This window comes from Amycolatopsis sp. NPDC101161 (genome assembly GCF_044768185.1).
Taxonomy (GTDB): Bacteria; Actinomycetota; Actinomycetes; order Mycobacteriales; family Pseudonocardiaceae; genus Amycolatopsis.
This window is the reverse complement of sequence record NZ_JBIWPI010000009.1, coordinates 204,212-220,819: the sequence shown is the minus strand read 5'-3', so window position 1 is coordinate 220,819 and position 16,608 is coordinate 204,212. Positions and strand designations below refer to the sequence as shown.

16 protein-coding genes and 1 pseudogene are annotated in these 16,608 nt (G+C 73.8%); 1 reads left to right on the top strand and 16 read right to left on the bottom strand.

Translation table 11 applies throughout. The annotated features are described in order from the left end of the window. Positions 1-14: 14 nt before the first annotated feature. Genes ACIRSS_RS49600 through ACIRSS_RS49590 form a run of 3 tightly spaced genes read right to left on the bottom strand, consistent with a single transcriptional unit; the run spans position 15 to position 3,378 of the window. The gene (locus tag ACIRSS_RS49600) at positions 15-446 is read right to left on the bottom strand and encodes a hypothetical protein (RefSeq protein WP_400909335.1); all 432 of its coding nucleotides are present in this window, start codon (positions 444-446) and stop codon (positions 15-17) included. A gap of 9 nt (positions 447-455) precedes the next feature. Beyond that, positions 456-3,017 (bottom strand): hypothetical protein, encoded by a 2,562-nt coding sequence (locus tag ACIRSS_RS49595; RefSeq protein ID WP_400909333.1) that lies wholly within the window; start codon positions 3,015-3,017, stop codon positions 456-458. A gap of 52 nt (positions 3,018-3,069) precedes the next feature. Further along, the gene (locus ACIRSS_RS49590; protein ID WP_400909331.1) at positions 3,070-3,378 is read right to left on the bottom strand and encodes a DUF4326 domain-containing protein; all 309 of its coding nucleotides are present in this window, start codon (positions 3,376-3,378) and stop codon (positions 3,070-3,072) included. 285 nt (positions 3,379-3,663) lie between these two features. Between ACIRSS_RS49590 and ACIRSS_RS49585 the strand changes: the two genes are divergently transcribed. Next, positions 3,664-4,053 (top strand): STAS domain-containing protein, encoded by a 390-nt coding sequence (locus tag ACIRSS_RS49585; RefSeq protein WP_400909329.1) that lies wholly within the window; start codon positions 3,664-3,666, stop codon positions 4,051-4,053. Positions 4,054-4,057: 4 nt separating this feature from the next. Here the strand turns inward: ACIRSS_RS49585 and ACIRSS_RS49580 are convergent, their stop codons facing one another. The 13 genes and pseudogenes from ACIRSS_RS49580 to ACIRSS_RS49520 all read right to left on the bottom strand — a co-directional run. Then, positions 4,058-4,432 carry a response regulator transcription factor gene (locus tag ACIRSS_RS49580; RefSeq protein WP_400909327.1) on the bottom strand — a complete coding sequence of 125 codons (375 nt, stop codon included), beginning with the start codon at positions 4,430-4,432 and terminating at the stop codon, positions 4,058-4,060. After that, positions 4,429-5,865, bottom strand: a complete 1,437-nt coding sequence (locus ACIRSS_RS49575; protein ID WP_400909325.1) for a PAS domain S-box protein — start codon at positions 5,863-5,865, stop codon at positions 4,429-4,431. Before ACIRSS_RS49575 ends, ACIRSS_RS49580 begins: the two co-directional genes overlap by 4 nt. 41 nt (positions 5,866-5,906) lie before the next feature. Continuing rightward, positions 5,907-6,305 (bottom strand): ATP-binding protein, encoded by a 399-nt coding sequence (locus tag ACIRSS_RS49570; protein WP_400909323.1) that lies wholly within the window; start codon positions 6,303-6,305, stop codon positions 5,907-5,909. A gap of 72 nt (positions 6,306-6,377) precedes the next feature. Beyond that, a complete protein-coding gene (locus ACIRSS_RS49565) occupies positions 6,378-7,022 on the bottom strand; it encodes a response regulator (RefSeq protein ID WP_400909321.1) in 645 nt (214 codons plus the stop codon). A gap of 45 nt (positions 7,023-7,067) precedes the next feature. Beyond that, a complete protein-coding gene (locus tag ACIRSS_RS49560) occupies positions 7,068-7,532 on the bottom strand; it encodes a DUF6292 family protein (protein WP_400909319.1) in 465 nt (154 codons plus the stop codon). A gap of 65 nt (positions 7,533-7,597) precedes the next feature. After that, positions 7,598-8,299, bottom strand: a complete 702-nt coding sequence (locus tag ACIRSS_RS49555; protein WP_400909317.1) for an RraA family protein — start codon at positions 8,297-8,299, stop codon at positions 7,598-7,600. A gap of 10 nt (positions 8,300-8,309) precedes the next feature. Continuing rightward, positions 8,310-8,633: a divalent-cation tolerance protein CutA gene (cutA, locus tag ACIRSS_RS49550; protein ID WP_400909315.1), complete on the bottom strand. Its 324-nt coding sequence runs from the start codon at positions 8,631-8,633 to the stop codon at positions 8,310-8,312. A gap of 10 nt (positions 8,634-8,643) precedes the next feature. Next, the gene (locus ACIRSS_RS49545; protein WP_400909313.1) at positions 8,644-9,780 is read right to left on the bottom strand and encodes an MFS transporter; all 1,137 of its coding nucleotides are present in this window, start codon (positions 9,778-9,780) and stop codon (positions 8,644-8,646) included. A 209-nt stretch (positions 9,781-9,989) separates the two neighbouring features. Beyond that, positions 9,990-11,555: an Hsp70 family protein gene (locus tag ACIRSS_RS49540; RefSeq protein WP_400909311.1), complete on the bottom strand. Its 1,566-nt coding sequence runs from the start codon at positions 11,553-11,555 to the stop codon at positions 9,990-9,992. A gap of 2 nt (positions 11,556-11,557) precedes the next feature. Next, the gene (locus ACIRSS_RS49535) at positions 11,558-12,766 is read right to left on the bottom strand and encodes a hypothetical protein (protein ID WP_400909309.1); all 1,209 of its coding nucleotides are present in this window, start codon (positions 12,764-12,766) and stop codon (positions 11,558-11,560) included. After that, positions 12,763-14,238, bottom strand: a complete 1,476-nt coding sequence (locus tag ACIRSS_RS49530; RefSeq protein WP_400909308.1) for a dynamin family protein — start codon at positions 14,236-14,238, stop codon at positions 12,763-12,765. Before ACIRSS_RS49530 ends, ACIRSS_RS49535 begins: the two co-directional genes overlap by 4 nt. After that, complete coding sequence (locus ACIRSS_RS49525; protein WP_400909306.1) at positions 14,235-16,088, bottom strand: dynamin family protein; 1,854 nt, start codon at positions 16,086-16,088, stop codon at positions 14,235-14,237. Before ACIRSS_RS49525 ends, ACIRSS_RS49530 begins: the two co-directional genes overlap by 4 nt. Before the next feature lie 45 nt (positions 16,089-16,133). Beyond that, a pseudogene (locus ACIRSS_RS49520) lies at positions 16,134-16,608 on the bottom strand (glycoprotein); the annotation flags it as partial.

The following is a 16,608-nucleotide window of genomic DNA, read 5'->3' as shown; positions in this document are numbered from 1 at the left end:
CGCCCGTACCAGGATCAATGCCGATCAAGTTCTGAAGCAGCAGTCTCGAACGCCCGGATGACCCGCGCGGTCGGGTCCGGCGCGCGCGGGTCGCGCACCCGATCGGTGATCAGGAAGCCCGGCAGCTCCAGCCCGTGGTCCTCGGTGAGCCGGAAGGTCCCGCCCACCGCGGCGGGGTCCCAGCCGAGGGTCAGCGCGTGCTCGACGAGGCGCCGGACGTCGGCCGCCGCCGGGTAGGAGCCGTCCGTCGCGGCCGGGGTCCAGCCCACGCTCATGGCCTTCGAAAGCAAGTCGGCCTCCAGGGCGCGGCCGTTCTTCCCAGCACCCCACACGCGCACCCTGATGCAGCGGTGGACGTCGACGCCGTCGCCCGCAACCTGGCCGATAGTGGCCAGCCACGTGCAAGTCCGCTCCCCGACGCGGAGTGTCCGCAACCTCGTCCGCACCGGACCACCCTACGGCCGGGCGAGCTTGCGGAACCGCTCGCGCCGCTCGTCGGCCGAGGAGCCGTCGGCGATGTCGTCGTCGAACCACGCGCTCAGGGCCGTCCACAGGTCGGCGCACGCCGCGAAGCCCGTCACCGGGGACGGCTCGGCCAGTGCCGCGATGTCCGCGGCCAGCTGGTCGAGCCGCTGGTCGCACAACCGGACGTACTCGCGCACGACGATGTTCGCGTCCAGGCCCGTCCTCCCGCGCGGGCCGGCCGCGCCGCGCAGCTGGGCGTGCAGCCGTTCTTCGCTGTACAGCGGGAACCCCTCGATCGCGCCCGGGTAGCCCGAGTCGGCCGACCACGCGCGGAACGCGCGGATCGCCTGGTAGCGCGTGTACCAGTCCTGCTTGCCGGTCGCGAGCTCGGCCAGCTTGCGCCACGCGTCGCGGTCGGCCGAGCGCCAGCGGTCGAGCGTCCGGTCGTCCGGTGCGGCTTCGGCGGCCCGGGCGCGCCAGAAGTGCGCGCGGCACGCGGCGATCTCGCCGACGAGGCGCCGGACGTAGCTGACCTGTTCCCAGACGTGCACGCGCTGCGGCCGCAGCGGCGCCGCGCGGTCCGGGGAGAACGTCACCATCTCGAACACCCGGAACAGCTCGTGCCCGCGCAGCGCCACGAGGTCGGGGTCCTCCCCCATCACCCACGACCGGCGCTCCGGCAGCCGGCCGCTGTGGCTGATCGTCGCGGCGTGGTAGAGCTCGCGGACGGCGCGGCGGGCCACTTCGTCCCGCGCTTCGCCGACCAGACGCGGATTGCGCGCGCGGTCGCGGAGGTCGCGTTCGCCCCGCGGGCCGACTTCGAGCATCGCCACGGCGTACACGCTCGCCGCGTTGTAGCACTCTTCCCACGACTTGCGCGGGCCCGCGGCTTCGACGGTGTCGTCGAGGGCTTGGGGATCCGGCGGCCAGCGCCGGTCCGGGCAGACGTCGGCCAGGCGCACGCGGCTGGCCGGGTAGGCCGGCTGGGGCACCGGGACCGCGCCGGTCACCGGCTCGACGTCGGCCATCGCCCGCCGCACCACGGCCCAGACCAGGGACAGGTCCAGCGCGCGGTTGGTCAGCTGGTGCCAGCTGCTGCGCCAGCGCCTGCCGAACCGGCGGTAGTCCGCGATGAGCCGTTCGATCTCGTACTGCGACAGCGCGCCGAGGTACGACCGCATCTCGGCGGCGCGCTGGTTGTACTCCGCCAGCCGCTCCGGCGTGGCCTCGTGGACGACGATCTCCTCGACCGGCACCTTCAGCACGCGGCGGTGCAGTTCGAGGCGTTTCTCCGGCGGGATCGCGTACGGCCGCACCCGCACGTCGAGCTCGACGTACCGGCGGAAGCGCAGCTCCAGCGCCGTCCGCAGCTCGGCCCGGCGCAACGCCCGCGCGTCGTCGGGCGCGCCCGCCGTCGTGCGCCGCACCCACCAGGAGCCCGCCACGGAGTCGCCGTGGCCGAGGACCAGCGCGTGCCGGTAGCGGGCGATCAGCAGCGCGACGCCGCGGCCGCGGCCCGCGTGCCGCGGCTGGCGCGCGAAGTCCGGGCCGATCCACCAGCGGGCCAGCGCCGGGTGCCCCCGGCTGCACACGGTGATCACGTCGTCGTAGGTCGCGAGCGCGTCGAGGTGCAGGTCGAGCTGCTCCTGCAGGGCGGCGATCTCGAGTCTGATGTAGACGTTCGACGGGTCCAGGCTCACCGCGCGGTAGTACTCGGCGAGGGCTTCGTCGTAGCGGCGGTGGGTGATGAAGTGGTTGGCGCGCTGGTAGGCGTCGAACAGCTCGTACGGGATCTTCGCGCCCCGCCAGGCCGCCCAGTGGATGTTCGTGCGGACGTAGGCGCTGCGCGGGATGACGAGCGCGGCGACCGCGTTGGCCGCGCGGTGCAGCACGCGCGGCCAGTTCTCGTCCTCGATCACCAGCGGGCTCGCGGCGAACCGCGGGACGCGGACGAGCTCGAGGATGAGCTGGTAGCGGCCGGAGGTGTTGCCGGGCCGGACCGTCCCGGTGACGGTGAACGCGGCGGGCGGCTGCGCGAGCCGGACCAGCTTGGTGGCGGCCTTCCACCAGCCTTCCGCGGCGTCGCCGGCGTGCTCGACGATCTGGATGAAGTCGTAGGAGCTCCCCACCCCGGGTACCGGCGTCGGTGTGTAGAGCCGCGAGTCGTTGAGGATCCGCTTGAACGCGGCGGTCAGCTCGACCGCGGAGTCGATCTCGCGGTCGTGGCTGCCTTCGGGGCGCTCGTCGGCGAAGAGCCGGATGTCGATCTGGTTCGCGCGGAAGGCGGCGGCTTCGAGGCGGGCCCGGCCGATGAAGTAGAGCGTCAGCACCGCGGAAACGGCCACGACGGACGTCTGCAGCACGGTCCAGGTGATGACGCTCGCGACCTTCGGGTCCCGCACGAACGTCCAGCTCTGGAAGAACGGCAGGTACGGCACGACGGCGAACCCGGTCGCGACGAGCCCCGCCGCCACCGCCGCGACCCACCACCGGATCCGGTGAGCCGCCGGCAGTTCCGCTTGATCGAAGCCTCCGAGTCGTCGCGCGGACACCGTCGATCACCCCCTCGTGTCGCCAGGTTACTCGCGGAGGGGGTGGGGTTCGTTACGGCCCGTGATCCGCGACCTCGGCGATCACCTGGGCGTGGCAGAGCTCGGGGACGCACCAGCACCCCAGCCGCTTCCCGCGCAGGTCCGGCAGGAGCGCGAGCAGGTCCGGCCGCGCCAGCAGGTGCTCGCGGTACTTGGCGAGGACCTCCTCGCGGGTGCCGTCCGGGCCGGGCCGGAACGGGCTGGCGAGCCGCGACCCGGCGAGGTGCCAGCCGCCCCGGTGCATCGGCCGCCCGACGTAGACGACGTCGGCGTACTCCGGGTCGTCGCGGTGGCCCTTGAGGTTGACGACGGTGGTGGGCATGCGCGCTCCTTCCTCGGTGGCCAGCCTGGCGGCCCGGGCTCGGGGACGCCAGCCGGACCGGCGGTCGGCGGCGGCGCGGTGTGGATCGTCGTCCGTCCCCCCTTCCGGTCGGCAAAGTGCGCCCCGCTGGTCCACCTAGTGCAGGTGCACTATGCTGAAGGCTCACGGTTGAGCCGTCAGCCGCTGCCGGACGTTCCGCGCCCGGGCCGGCAGGCTGCCTCGACTGGCACCCGTTCGCCCTCACGTCCGGCCCGCCCCCGCTGCCTGACGAAAGGGTGTGCCGCGATGGTTCCCGAACCTCGCTCGGCCGACCACGAGCTCACTTCCCCCGGCTGGATCGACGCCGGCCGCATGACCCTGCGCGTTTCGCGCCCCGCCCCGCGCACCGTCCTCGTCCGGGTGAGCGGGGAGGTCGACCTGAGCACCGCCCGCCGCCTCGACGAGCTGCTGCGGACCCGCATCCGCAGCCAGGTCGAGGAGGTCGTCGTCGACCTCTCCGGCGTCACGTTCATCTCCGTCGCCGGGCTGAACTCGCTGCTGCGCGCCCAGCTCCTCGCCGACGCCGCCGGCGCGCGCCTCACGGTGGAGCCCGGGGAGTCGCGGGCGGTGCGGCGGCTGTTCACGGTGCTGCCGATGGACTTCTACGGGGTGATGAGCCCCCGGCCGGTCGGCTGACCGCTCACGACGCCCGCCCGAGCCGCCGGACGGCCTCGACGATCTTCACGTTCGGCACGCCCTTCACCAGGTACTCGGTGACGCCCGCCGCGGCCAGGCCGGCCATCGAGGCCCGGTCGGCGTAGGCGGAGAAGGCCAGGATGGCCGTGTCCGGGCTGCACCGGGCGATCTCGCGCGCCGCCCGGGCCCCGCCACCGCCCGGCATCCGGACGTCGAGGACCGCCACCGCGGGCCGGTGGTGCTCGGCCAGCCGGATCGCCTCGTCGGCGTCTTCGGCGACCGCGACCACGGCGATGTCGGCCTCGGCGTCGAGCACCTCCTTGAGGACGGCGCGGATCATCTCGTCGTCGTCGGAGATCAGCACCCGCACCTCGGTCACGGTTCCAGCCCCGCCACGTCGGGCAGCGCCGGCAGCCAGAACTCCACGACCGTGCCGCGGCCGGGCGTGCTCGTCACCGACAGCCAGCCGTGCGCCGCTTCGGCCCGTTCGCGCATCTCGACCATCCCGAAGTGGCCCGCGGCGGCGTCCTCGCCGGCCATGCCGACGCCGTCGTCGGTGATCCGCACGGACGTCCCGTTGTCCACTGTGGACAGGTGGAGGTCGACGCGGGTGGCGCGCGCGTGCTTGTGGACGTTGCTGAGCGCTTCCTGGCAGATCCGGTACACGGTGATCGCGGCTTCCGGCGACGGCTCCTCGGTGAGCTCGTCACGCACCGAGTGCGCCAGCCCCCAGCGGCCCGCGACGTCGTCGACGTAGCCGGACACCGCCTCCACCAGGCCGTGCCGGTCGAGCTCCGGCGGCCGCAGCCGGGACACCAGGCCCCGCAGCCGGCCGATGGCAGCCTGCACGGACTCGTCCAGGCCCGTGACGGCGCTCGCGTGCGGCTCCGGCAGCCGGGAGGCGAGCAGCTGCAGGCGCATCCCGACGGCGACCATGGACTGGATCGACTCGTCGTGGACGTCCCAGGCGATCCGGCGCCGTTCGACCTCCTGGGCGTCGACGAGGTGGCCGACGAGCCGGCGGCGTTCGCGCAGGGCTTGTTCGGCGGTCCGGCGCTCGGTCATGTCCCGCGTGACCTTCCCGAACCCCGCCAGCCGATGCCGCTCGTCGAACAACGCCGTGATCACCACATTCGCCCAAAAGCGAGTGCCGTCCTTGCGGACCCGCCACCCCTCGTCCTCCAGCCGGCCCTCCCGCGCCGCGACCTCCAGCTCCCACGCCGGCTTCCCCGCCGCCACGTCCTCCGGCGGGTAGAAAACCGAAAAGTGCTGCCCGATGATCTCCTCCGCCGGCCAGCCCTTGATCCGCTCGGCCCCGGCGTTCCAGCTCGAGATGCGCCCGCCCGGGTCCAGCATGAAGATGCCGTAGTCCAGCACGTTCTGCACCAGGAGCCGGAACCGCTCCTCGCTCTCGCGCAGGGCCTCCTCGGCGGTCCGGCGCTCGGTCATGTCACGCGTGACCTTCCCGAACCCCGCCAGCCGATGCCGCTCGTCGAACAACGCCGTGATCACCACATTCGCCCAGAACCGGGTCCCGTCCTTGCGGACCCGCCACCCCTCGTCCTCCAGCCGGCCCTCCCGCGCCGCGACCTCCAGCTCCCACGCCGGCTTCCCCGCCGCCACGTCCTCCGGCGGGTAGAAAACCGAAAAGTGCTGCCCGATGATCTCCTCCGCGGGCCAGCCCTTGATCCGCTCCGCGCCCGCGTTCCAGCTCTCGATGCGGCCGTCGGGATCGAGCAGGAAGATCGCGTAGTCCTGGACGCTGCGCACCAGCAGCCGGAACCGGTCCTCGCCGCGCCCGTCGTCGTCCATGGGGCAACTCTGCCGGATGGGCGCCCGGCCGGCACGGCGCGTCAGCCGGCGAGTTCGGCCGACGGCGCGGACAGCGCACACCAGACCACCTTCCCCAGCCCTTGGCGTGCGGTCCCCCAGGCCAGCGAGAGCCGCTCGACGAGGGCGAGGCCCCAGCCGCCGTCGGCACCGGGCGAGCGCCGCACGGGCGGCGCCGGGTCGTCGTCGTACACCTCGATGCGCACGTGCCCGGCCCCGACGCTCAGCCGGAGGACCGGGCGGCCGGCGCCGTGCTGGAGGGCGTTGGTCGCGAGCTCGGTGAGCAGCAGCAGCGCGTCGTCCACGACGGAGTCGCAGGCCCAGGCCGTCAGCGTGAGGCGCGCGAACCGGCGCACGACGGCCAAGCCGCCCGCCGGATCGGTCAGGGCGCACTCGGCCGTGAGCGGCGCCGGGATGTCCACGGCGTCCAGCGTGCCGGGCGGCCGGCGGGGGAACCAGATGCAAACCCCGGCCGCGTCACTGGTGCAGGTGCATCAGCCGATCAGGCCCTCGCGGCGGGCCACGGCGACGGCTTCGAGCTTCGAGCGCGCGCCGAGCTTCTCCAGCACGCGCTGGACGTGGTTGCGGGTGGTGTTGCGGGAGACGCCGAGCCGCTCGCCGATCTCCTCGGTCGTGGCGCCTTCCGCGAGCAGGTCGAGGGTTTCGCGTTCGCGCGCGGTCAGGTCCGCGCCGCGGGCGGGAGCCCGGCCGGTGAGCCGGTCGAAGATCTCGGGCAGCAGCTCGGGGTCGAAGACCATGCCGCCGGCGGCCACGTCGCGCACCGCGGACTCCAGCAAGCCGAGCTGCGACGACTTGAGCAGGAGCCCGGCGCCGCCCGCCTTCGCCACCTGCACGGCGACCGACGGCGTCGCGTCGCCGGTCAAGACGAGGACCCGCGCTCCGGTCTCCCCCAGCTCCGCGATGACGCCGAGGGCGTCGCCGTCGGAGAGGCGCCGGTCGAGCAGGACGACGTCCGGCCGGTGTTCCCGCGCGTCGGGGACGGCTTCGGCCCGGGAGCGGGCGCGGCCGACCACGGTGATCCCGTCGGCGCGGTCGAGGGCCAGCTGCAGTGCCTCGGCCACCATGTCGTGGTCCTCAACGAGGAGGACGCGGACGGGACTCGGTTCGGCGCTGGTCACGGGGTTCCCTCGGTGGACGGGACGCTGGCCGACCCATCCTAGGCGTCACCAGCCCGGCGAGCTCGGCCGCAGCAGTCCCTCGGGGCCGGTGACCGGCAGCCAGTCGACGAGGTCTTCGTGGCGCCCGGCCGTCCGGAACACCGGCGGGCGGCACGAGCCGGCGGGCAGGCCGGCGGACCGCAGCAGATCGAGGAACCGCGCGACCGTGCGCGGCGACGGCAGGACCTCGGGCCCGCCGAGGTAGGCGAGCACCTCCGGCGCGCCGCCGCCCGCGGGCTCGACGGCCACCGACCAGCCGTGCACCTCGTCCCAGATCAGCGCCAGGTCGTGCCCGGGCTGGTCCGGCAGCGCGCGGTCGAGCGCGACGTAGCCGGAGGTGGGCACGTCGAGGTCGAGCGAACACGACTCGAACCCGACACCGACGGCGCGGGCGACCCGGGCGAGGTAGGCCCGCAGACCGCGGGCGAAGTGGTACTCGATGTCCCTGCCGAAGTCGATGAGGGTGTCCATGGTTTCGCCTCCCGCGCCGCCGCTGCGCGGGGATACCCCGGTCGGGCGAACATCACACTTCCGGGTTACTCCTCGACCGCGCCGCCGACGGCCCGCAGGTGCGCGCGGAAGGTCAGGGCCGGATCCGCTTCGCGCGCCGCGAGGAAGTCGGCGAAGCGGAGCTGCTGCCGCAGCGGCTCGCCGGCCCGGATCCGCTCGGCCTGGCGGCGTTCGGTGTCGCGGATGCCTTCGGCGAGGGTGAACAGCTCGGCCGCGCGGTCCAGCGGGAGGAAGACGACGCCGTCGTCGTCCCCTGCCACCAGATCCCGCGGCCCGATGCGCCAGGTCCCGACGACCGCCTCGTCGAGGCCGCCGTCGACGCGCGGGCCGAGGCTGAGCGGTCCGGTGGGGATCGAGCCGAGGCTGAACACCGGCAGGCCGATCGCGCGGACGTCGGCGGTGTCGCGGTGCAGGCCCCAGATCACGACCCCGGCCAGCCCGGCGGCGCGCGCCTCCAGGACCACCAGGTCGCCGACGCAGCTTTCGTCGAGGCGGCCGCCGTTGTCGACCACCAGGACGTCACCGGGGGTCGCGTGCTCGAGGGCCTCCAGGAAGACGTCGACGCTGCCGACGTGCCGGGCCGGGAGCGCGGGCCCGAGCAGGCGGGTGCCGGACACGACCGCGCGCGTCGGCGCCGGGGCGCAGCGCACGGCGAGGCCGGCGCGGATGCAGGCGTCCGCAAGGTGGGCGGTGGTGAGGGACTCGAAACGCTGGCGAAGGTCTTCCATGCTGCCGAATCTAGCCAGCGGTTTCGGCGGTGAGCCAGGACAGGTAGGCGGCGCTGCCGCCGACGATCGGCGTCGCGATCACCTCCGGCAGGTCGTAGCCGTGCAGCTGCCCGATGCGCTCGGTCAGCGCGGGCACGCGGCCGGCCGTCGTCTTGATCTCGACGCGCCACTCCCGGTCGGTCCGCACCTCGCCGTCCCAGCGGTAGACGCTGGTCACGGGACCGACGACCTGCGCGCAGGCACCCAGCCGTTCTTCGATCGCCTTCGCGGCCAGCTCGCGGGCCGCGGTCTCGGAGTCGGTCGTGGACGTCACGATCACGTGCTCTGCCGCCATGTCCGCGAGGCTACCGCCGGCGCATGGCGAGCGCGCCGAGCAGCGGTCCGATGGCGAGAAGGGGGACGGCGGCCCGCCAGCCGAGCGCGTCCGCCGCGAGCGGCAGCAGCTGGATGGTGCCGGCGCTGAGCAGGAACCCGAGCGCGGTCATCGCGGTGAGTGCGGTACCGACGTAGCGCGGATCGGCCGTCTCGGCGAGTGCGGCGGAGAACTGGCCGGAGTCGGCGATGACGGCGACGCCCCAGACGACCAGCACCGGCAGCAGCCAGCCGGTGCCGGCGGCGAGGAAGGACACCAGCGCGCAGCCGGCGCTGGTGAGCATCGCGGCGACCGCCACGACGGCCCGGCCGCAGCGGTCCGAGAGCGCGCCGCCGAGCAGGCAGCCGGCGAGTCCGCACAGGCCGGTCACGACGAAGGCGGCCGGTCCTCGCGGGCCGCCGGTGGCGGCGAGGTAGGCCGGGAGCCAGGCCCAGAACGCGTAGAGCTCCCACATGTGGCCGAAGTAGCCGAGGCAGACCCTTCGCTGCCGGCGGTCCTTCGCCATCTCCAGGAGGTAGCGGGGGTGCCAGGGCGACGCTTCGGCTGGAGCGGCTTCGACGAAGGCCGCGGCGAGGGCGGCACCGAGCACGGCCAGGAGGGCGCTCGAGAGCAGGACGGCTCGCCAGGGCAACGGGGTCAGCAGGTTGGGCAGGGCCGACCCGACGGTGAGCGCGCCGAGGAGGACGCCGAGCGCGAGGCCGCGTTTCCGCGGGAACCAGCTCACGACGACTTTCATGCCGACGGGGTAGACGCCGGCGAGGGCGAAGCCGGTGAGGAACCGCAAAGGGCCGGCGAGTCCGTGCGGGCACCACGGCAGGAGCCCGGTCGCGGTGGCGGCCAGCAGCGAGCTGCCGGCGATGAGCTGGTGCGGCGGGAACCGGTCGGCGAGGGTGAGCGCGGCGGAGCAGACGGCCCCGGCGGCGAACCCGGCCTGGACGGTGACGGTCAGCAGGATCGCGAGCTCCCGAGAGAGACCCCATTCGACACGGAGGGCGGGAACGACGGCGGAGGCGGAGAACCACAGGCTCATGGCGCACACCTGCACGGCGGCGAGGAGGGCGAGCTGGCGGACGCCGGTGGTGGGCCGGTGCGCCGGGGTGGTGATCACGGGATCCAGTTGCGGGGGCGCCGGAGGCGCGGTCAACGGAGCGGGGCGCGGCTTCACTCGTTGAGCTGGAAAACCTCTCACATCCTGGACGCGGAAGTGGCGTTTCGGTGACGGGCGGGTCTGGGCGCTGGGCGGCCGTCCCCGGCAGCCGGCCGGGCGTGGCGGTTGTGAGGGCCGGGCGGCTGCCGTCGCGGCAACCGCCCGCTGCATCACGTCGTGGGCGCAGCCGTCGTCGTGGTCGGCGCGGTCGTGGTCGTCGTCGGCGTCGTCGTGCGCGTCGGCGTCGTCGTCCGCGGCGGGGTCTTGCGCCGGGTCGTCGCCGGCGGGTTCGTGTGCGGTGCCGCCACCGTGGCGTGCGTCGTTTCCGGAGCCTCGGGCGACGGCAGCGTCATCAGCGTCGGCGTGTCGGTCGCCGGACTCGACGCCGGCGGGGTGCTTCCCGAGCCGCTCCCACCCGAATTGCTCACCGCCACCGCAACGCCGCCGATCGCCACCACCGCCACCGCGCACAGCCCCACGACCACCCCGCGGCGCGAGGCCCGGCGGCCCGGGCTCGCGTCGGACTTGGTCCGGCCCAGCGACGGCGGCGGTGCCCCCGCGCCGAAACCGGGGGTCGCCAGCTCACGGGTCTCGGGACGGGGTGCCGGCACTCGCGGGACGGGGACCGGCGGCGGCACCGGCACCGGCTGGGCCCGCGTCGCCTGCACCAGCCCGGACCGGCCCGACGCCAGCGCCGCCGCGCCGAGCGCCACCCCGTACTTCGGGTGGATGTCCACCGCCGTCGGGCGGCCCAGCTCGGCCGACACCAGCTGGGACACCAGCGGGATCCGGGACGAGCCGCCGACCAGCAGGACCGCCCCCAGGTCCGCCGGGCGGAGGTTCGCCGACCGCAGCGCCCGGTGCAGCGACCCGATCGTCGCCGTGATCGACGGGCGGATCATCTCTTCGAACTCGCCGCGGGTCAGCCGGACCTCCGTCTGCACCGACGGCAGCAGCACCGGGACCGCCGCCTCCGTGTCGGCCGACAACGCCTCCTTCGCCAGCACGCACTCCTGGCGCAGCCGCACGACCGCCGCCACCGCGCCCGGGTCGTCCGGGTCGATCTGCGACAGCTTCCCGTCCAGCGCCCGGTCGACGTGCCCGAACACGGCCTCGTCGAAGTCCACGCCGCCGAGCCCCTCGATGCCCTCCGGCGAACCGAGGATCTCGAAACCGTTGCCCCGCTTGCGGAGCACGGTCGCGTCGAACGTGCCTCCGCCCAGGTCGTACACCGCGACGACCGCGCCGTCGTCGAGGCGTTCCTGCGCCGCGTAGTGCGCCGCCGCCGCTTCGGGCTCGGTGATCAGGCCGACCCGGTCGATCCCGGTCAGCCGCGGCACCTGCTCGAACAGCTCCCGCTTGTACGGTCCCCAGTTCGCCGGGTGCGTCAGCGTGATCCGGTCGGGCCGCCCGCCCTGCTGCCCGGCGACCGTCCGGACCACGTACCCGAGCAGGTGCGCCATCAGCGACGCCACCGAGTGCGGCGCGCCGCCGAGCAGCACCGGCGTCGGGTCGCCGAGGCGCCGCTTGAACTCCCGCGCGACGCGGTCCGGCTCGACCGCCGCGCGCCGGCTCGCCGCGTCCCCGACCAGCACGCCGCCGTCGGCCCGGAGCAGCACCACCGACGGGATGGCCGCCGTGCGGTCGCCGAGCGACACCATTTCGACGTGGCCGGCGCTGTCGACGGCGGCGGCCGTGAAGGTCGTGCCGAGGTCGATGCCCAGTCCGTAGCCCATTGTCAGCCTCCGCCATCCGCGTGCGCGTGGTCAAAAGTCGGGTGCTCGTCCGGGACCCGCTCCGGGTCCGGGTCGGCGAGGTGGTGGTCGTGGTGGTCTTCGTGCTCCGGTGGCGGCTCCGCCGGCGGCGTCGCTTCGGGCGGCTCCGGCGGCGGTTCGTCCGGGAGGTGGCCGGTGTCCGGCAGGTGCTCCGGCTCGGGGTGCCGCGGCGGCTCGAACGGGTGCTCCCGCTCCGCCGGGTGCGCCCGGGAGCCGGTGACCTCGCCGGCGTCGTGGTGCTTCGGCTCGGGCTCCGTCGCGAAGCTGTGCTTCGCCGGCGGGTGCTCGGCCAGCGACGAAGACGCGGCCAGCGCGGCCGTCTCCGCCGCGGCCGGCTGGGGGTCCACTGTGGACACACGACCGATGGTCACGGCGACCGGCGCCGCGGGCGGTGCCGGAACGGTGACCGACGTCGTCACCGCGGGACCCCGGGCCTTGTCGCCCACGGTCTCGGTCTGGTGGATCACCGGCCCGGCGGGCTCGCCGAACGGGTCGTCGGCCTTCGCCTGCTCGTCGACGCTGATCCCGACCGCGATCCCGGGCGGCCCGCTCGCCGCCTCGTCGAGGGTCACCGATTCGTCCTGGAACACCTCGATGTCGCCGTGTCCCGGCGCGTCGGGGGTGAGCTCGTAGGTGAGCGAACCGCCGTGCTCGACGGAGATCGTGCCGTCCGGGTTCTCGTGGACCACGACGTCGGCGTCCTGGACGACGTCGATGTCCGTGTCGCCCGGCGTGCCGTCCCCGGGCACCACGAGGTGCTGGTGGTCGACGTAGACCTCGTCGTGGCCGTGGCTGTGCACCACGAACCGCTCGGTGGCGTCGATGACGAAGTTGCCGAACTCGTCCTCGCGGACGTCGATCTGCTCGAACTCCTCGACGGTCGGCAGGTCTTGGACCGGCGCGCCCGCGGCGGTCTCCGGGTGCCAGACCGTGCCGGTGCGCGCCTCGACCGAGCCGTCCTCGCCCCGGGTGACGGTGCTGGTCTCGACGTGCGGCACGTACTCGTGGCCGGTGTCCGCGTGCGGCGTCTCGGCCGCGGCCGGTTCGGGCTGCGGCGGGGGCGGCGCACCGGGCGATCCCGGCGTCAGCACGTTGCCGGCCACTTCGGACGCGACGGCGCCGGCGGCGGCCGTGACGGCCTTCCTGATCTTGCCTTTGGGTTGCTCGGTCATGACAGGACCTCCGCCCGGGCTTCGCTGAGCAGGATTCCTTCGCAGGTGCGCACCAGGACGCGGGCGGCTTCGCGGACGTCGCGCGGGGAGGCGGGGTGCTCGGCGCGCCGCTGCCACCTCAGCAGCTGCGCGCCGAGCGCCTGCCGGACCGCGCCGCGGCCCGCGTCCACCGGCAGGCCCAGCCGGCTCGGCACGTCCACCCCGGCCGCGCCGAGCAGCCGTTCCGCGTCGCGGGCCTCGTCGGTGGTGAACAGCACGACCCCCAGCCGGATCGAGTCGATCAGCTGGATCTCGGCGAACTCGTGCGCCCCGGCGACGATCCGCTCCCACTCGTGCAGCAGCCCGCCGGTGCGGTCCGGGTAGGCCCGTAGCACCAGTTCCACCGCCTGCAGCGCTGACCGCGCCTTGAGGACGTCGGCCCGCGCGGCGAACTGGGACGTCAGCAGCGACCGCAGCCGGTGCAGGCCGCTGCGGGCCAGCAGCTCGCCCGACAGCGCCCGCGCGCCGCTCACGTGGCCGCCCGCGGTCAGCTCGATGCCCAGCCGGACGCCGAAGACGCCGTAGCGGTCCAGCAGATCGGCGCGCGCGGCCGCCGGAACGTCCACTTCGGACTCCGCGCGGGCGAACCGGTCGGCCGAGGTCAGCAGCCGCGTCACCTCGGCTTCGGAGGCGGCGGCCAGCACCCGGAACGCGCGGTACTCGGACTCCTTGAGCGACGCGGCGGAGCTGGCCAGCAGGCCGGCCACCGGGACGACGGTCTGGCAGAGCCCCCGCACCCGCGGGTCGCGGGCGTAGCGGCCGGCGATCTTCTCCGCCGAGTCGAGCGCGTCGGTGCGGGCGTGCCCGACCTCGTCGGCCTTGGACAGCACGCCGATCGTGTTCACCGGGCGGCGCTGCGCCGGGTCGTCGTGGAAGGCGTCGAGGAACCGGACGTCGTCGCCGTGGACGTGCCGCATCAGGTACACGACGGCGTCCGCGGTGCCGACGCCGTCGCCCTCGGGGACGAGCGCCGCCTCGGTGCGGCCGGAGACGGCCGAGCGCGCCGAGCCGAGGCCGGGCGTGTCGATCAGCGTCATCGCGCGCAGGGCCGGCGACGGCCAGTCGACGACGAGCCGGTCGACGTCGTCGGGGGCCATGCCAAGCTCGAGGCCGAGCGTGCCGGACAGGCGGCCGAACGGCAGCTGGCGCGGCATCCCGCGGACCGGGTGCAGCATGATCCGGTAGGTCGGGCCGTTGCGGTACCAGGTGACGACCCGGGTGCACTCCCCCGCGTCGGTCGCCGCGAGCTCCTGCCCGACGAGCGCGTTGAGCAGCGTGGACTTGCCGGCCTTGACGCGGCCGGCGATGGCGACGCGCAGCGGCTCGGCGAGCCGGCCGGCGATCTGCCGCAGCTGCGGCTCGGCCGGCGTGCCGGCGTACCCGGCGCACGCGCGGGCGACGAACCCGCGGACCTGGACGTAGAGCGGGGTCATCGCGTCACCGCCGGGACCGGCTTGGGCGCGGCTTTGGGGGCGCTGCGCAGGGTGAGCTCGTCGGCGCGGCGGCCGAGCACTTCGAGGGCTTCGATGTCGGCCTCCAGCCGCTTGAGCTCGGCCGCTTCGGTGTCGTCCTCGACGACGGCTTTCTTGGCGTTCGCCAGCGCTTCGGTGAGGGACCGCTGCAGTTCTTCGACGCGCGCGCTGTAGGCGTCGCGGAGTTCTCTTTGGACGGTCCGCATCGCGTCGCGGGAGTCCTTGCCGACCTGGAGGTTGAACTCGTCGACGAACCGGCGCACGGCGGTCTTGGCCAGGCCGCGGCGTTTCTCCAGCTGCCGCTTGCGTTCGTCGAGGAAACCGGAGCGGCCCATCAGCAGGCCGGCGGCGACCCCGAACGGCGTCGGGATGGCCAGCGCGGCCATCTTCGTGAGCATGGAGAACATCAGGAAGCCGCTGTAGGCCTTCTGGAACGCGGCCATGCCGGTGGTGCCGCGGGTCTTGACGCCGGTGAACGACGAGTCGATGTCGATCTCCTCGACGACCCGCACCGGCGCCTGGACTTCGCGCGGCAGGACGGCTTGGGATTCGGCGAGCTCGAAGTGCTCGGCGACGCGGGAGGCGAGGCCGCGGGCCTCCTTGACGAAGGTCGTGTAGTTCTCGAGGGTTTCGTTCGCGAGGCGCTGGCGCAGCCACTTCTCGAACTCGTCCCAGTTCTTGGCGGGGTCGCCGTCCTCGATGGCCTCTTCCGCCTCGTGCAGCACGCCGCGGGAGCGGGCGCGCAGGTCGTAGTCCACATCGGACGAAATGTCGGCGAAACCGTCGAAGAGCAGCTGCTGCCACCTCGCGGACTGGCTGCGCAGCGCGTCGACGCGGTCGTTGACCCGGCTCAGCTCCGCGACGAGCGCGGCGGACTGCTCGGGGTGCGCGAGCGCGGTGCGGCGGGCGCGCAGGGCCGCGTGCAGCTGCCCGACCGCGGACCCGACGTGCAGGCCGACGGCGTTGAGCGCGGACCGCTCGGCGTCCCCGACGACGCCCTGCAGGCACTTGACCAGCTGCGGGAAGCCGGATTCGACGTTCAGCTCCTGGTCGGCCGAGCGGGCCGCGACGGTGCGCAGCTCGGAGGAGACGGCGACGGTGTCGATGGCGATCCCGCACGCTTCGAGGTGGCCGGCGTTGAGCTCGAGGATGCGCCGCCACTGCGGGTAGAGGTCGATCTTGGTGAGGACGAAGAAGACGCTGGGGCAGAGTTCTTTGACCGTCCGGAGGAACCGCAGTTCGGCGCCGGTGAGCTCTTGGGAGGCGTCGGAGAGGAAGAGGACGGCGTGCGCCCGCGGCAGCGAGCTGACGGTGACGGCGTTGTGCAGCGAGCCGAGCCCGCCGACGCCGGGGGTGTCGACCAGCGCCAGGCCGCCGGAGAGCAGCTGGCGGCTGATCGACGCCGTGACCGACTTGAGCTTCCGGACGTTGCCGGGGTTCCCGGCTTCCGAGACGTGCGTGGGCAGGTCTTCGAGGGAGATCCGCTCGGTCCACGGCGGCGACGACGGGTCGGCCGGTTCGTAGGTCGCCAGAGCCCCGGACTCCGGCGCGTAGCGGACGACGGTCGGCACCGCGGTCGCGATGTCGTCGTCGACCGGGCAGATCTTCGCGGTCAGCAGGGCGTTGATGAGCGAGCTCTTGCCCTGCTTGAACTCCCCGACGACGTAGACGGTGATGTCCGGTTCGGACAGCAGGCGCCGGGCGTCGGTGAGGCGCTGGACGAGGTCGTCCCGCCCGTAGGCCTTCGCTCCCTTGACGGCGAGGTCGAGGGTGTCGAGGGCGATGCGCCCCCCGCCGCTCGGCTCCTGCATGACCGCTCCCTCTTGCTTGCGTGCTACTCGCTTGCTCGCGCCGGCTCAGTAGTGGTCGACGTCGTGGTGGTGGTCGACGTGGTGGTCCTGGTGGTGCTCGTCGACGTGGTGGTCGTGCTCGTGGCCGTGGTGCTCGGTGGACGCCTGCTCGTTGAACTGGTCGCCGCCGTGGCCGTGGTGGGCCTGCTCGTTCTGGAAGATGTTGCCGTGGCCACCCGTGGCGGCCTGCTCGTTGAACTGGTTGCCACCGTGGCCACCGGCGCCCTGCTCGTTCTGGAAGATGCCGCCGTGGCCACCCGACGAAGCCTGCTCGTTGAACTGGTTCCCACCGTGACCGCCCGAGCCCTGCTCGTTCTGGAAGATGCTCCCGTGGCCGCCCGTGCTGGCCTGCTCGTTGAACTGGTTGCCGCCGTGACCGCCGGAACCCTGCTCGTTCTGGAAGATGCCGCCGTGGCCACCCGACGAAGCCTGCTCGTTGAACTGGTTCCCACCGTGACCGCCCGAGCCCTGCTCGTTCTGG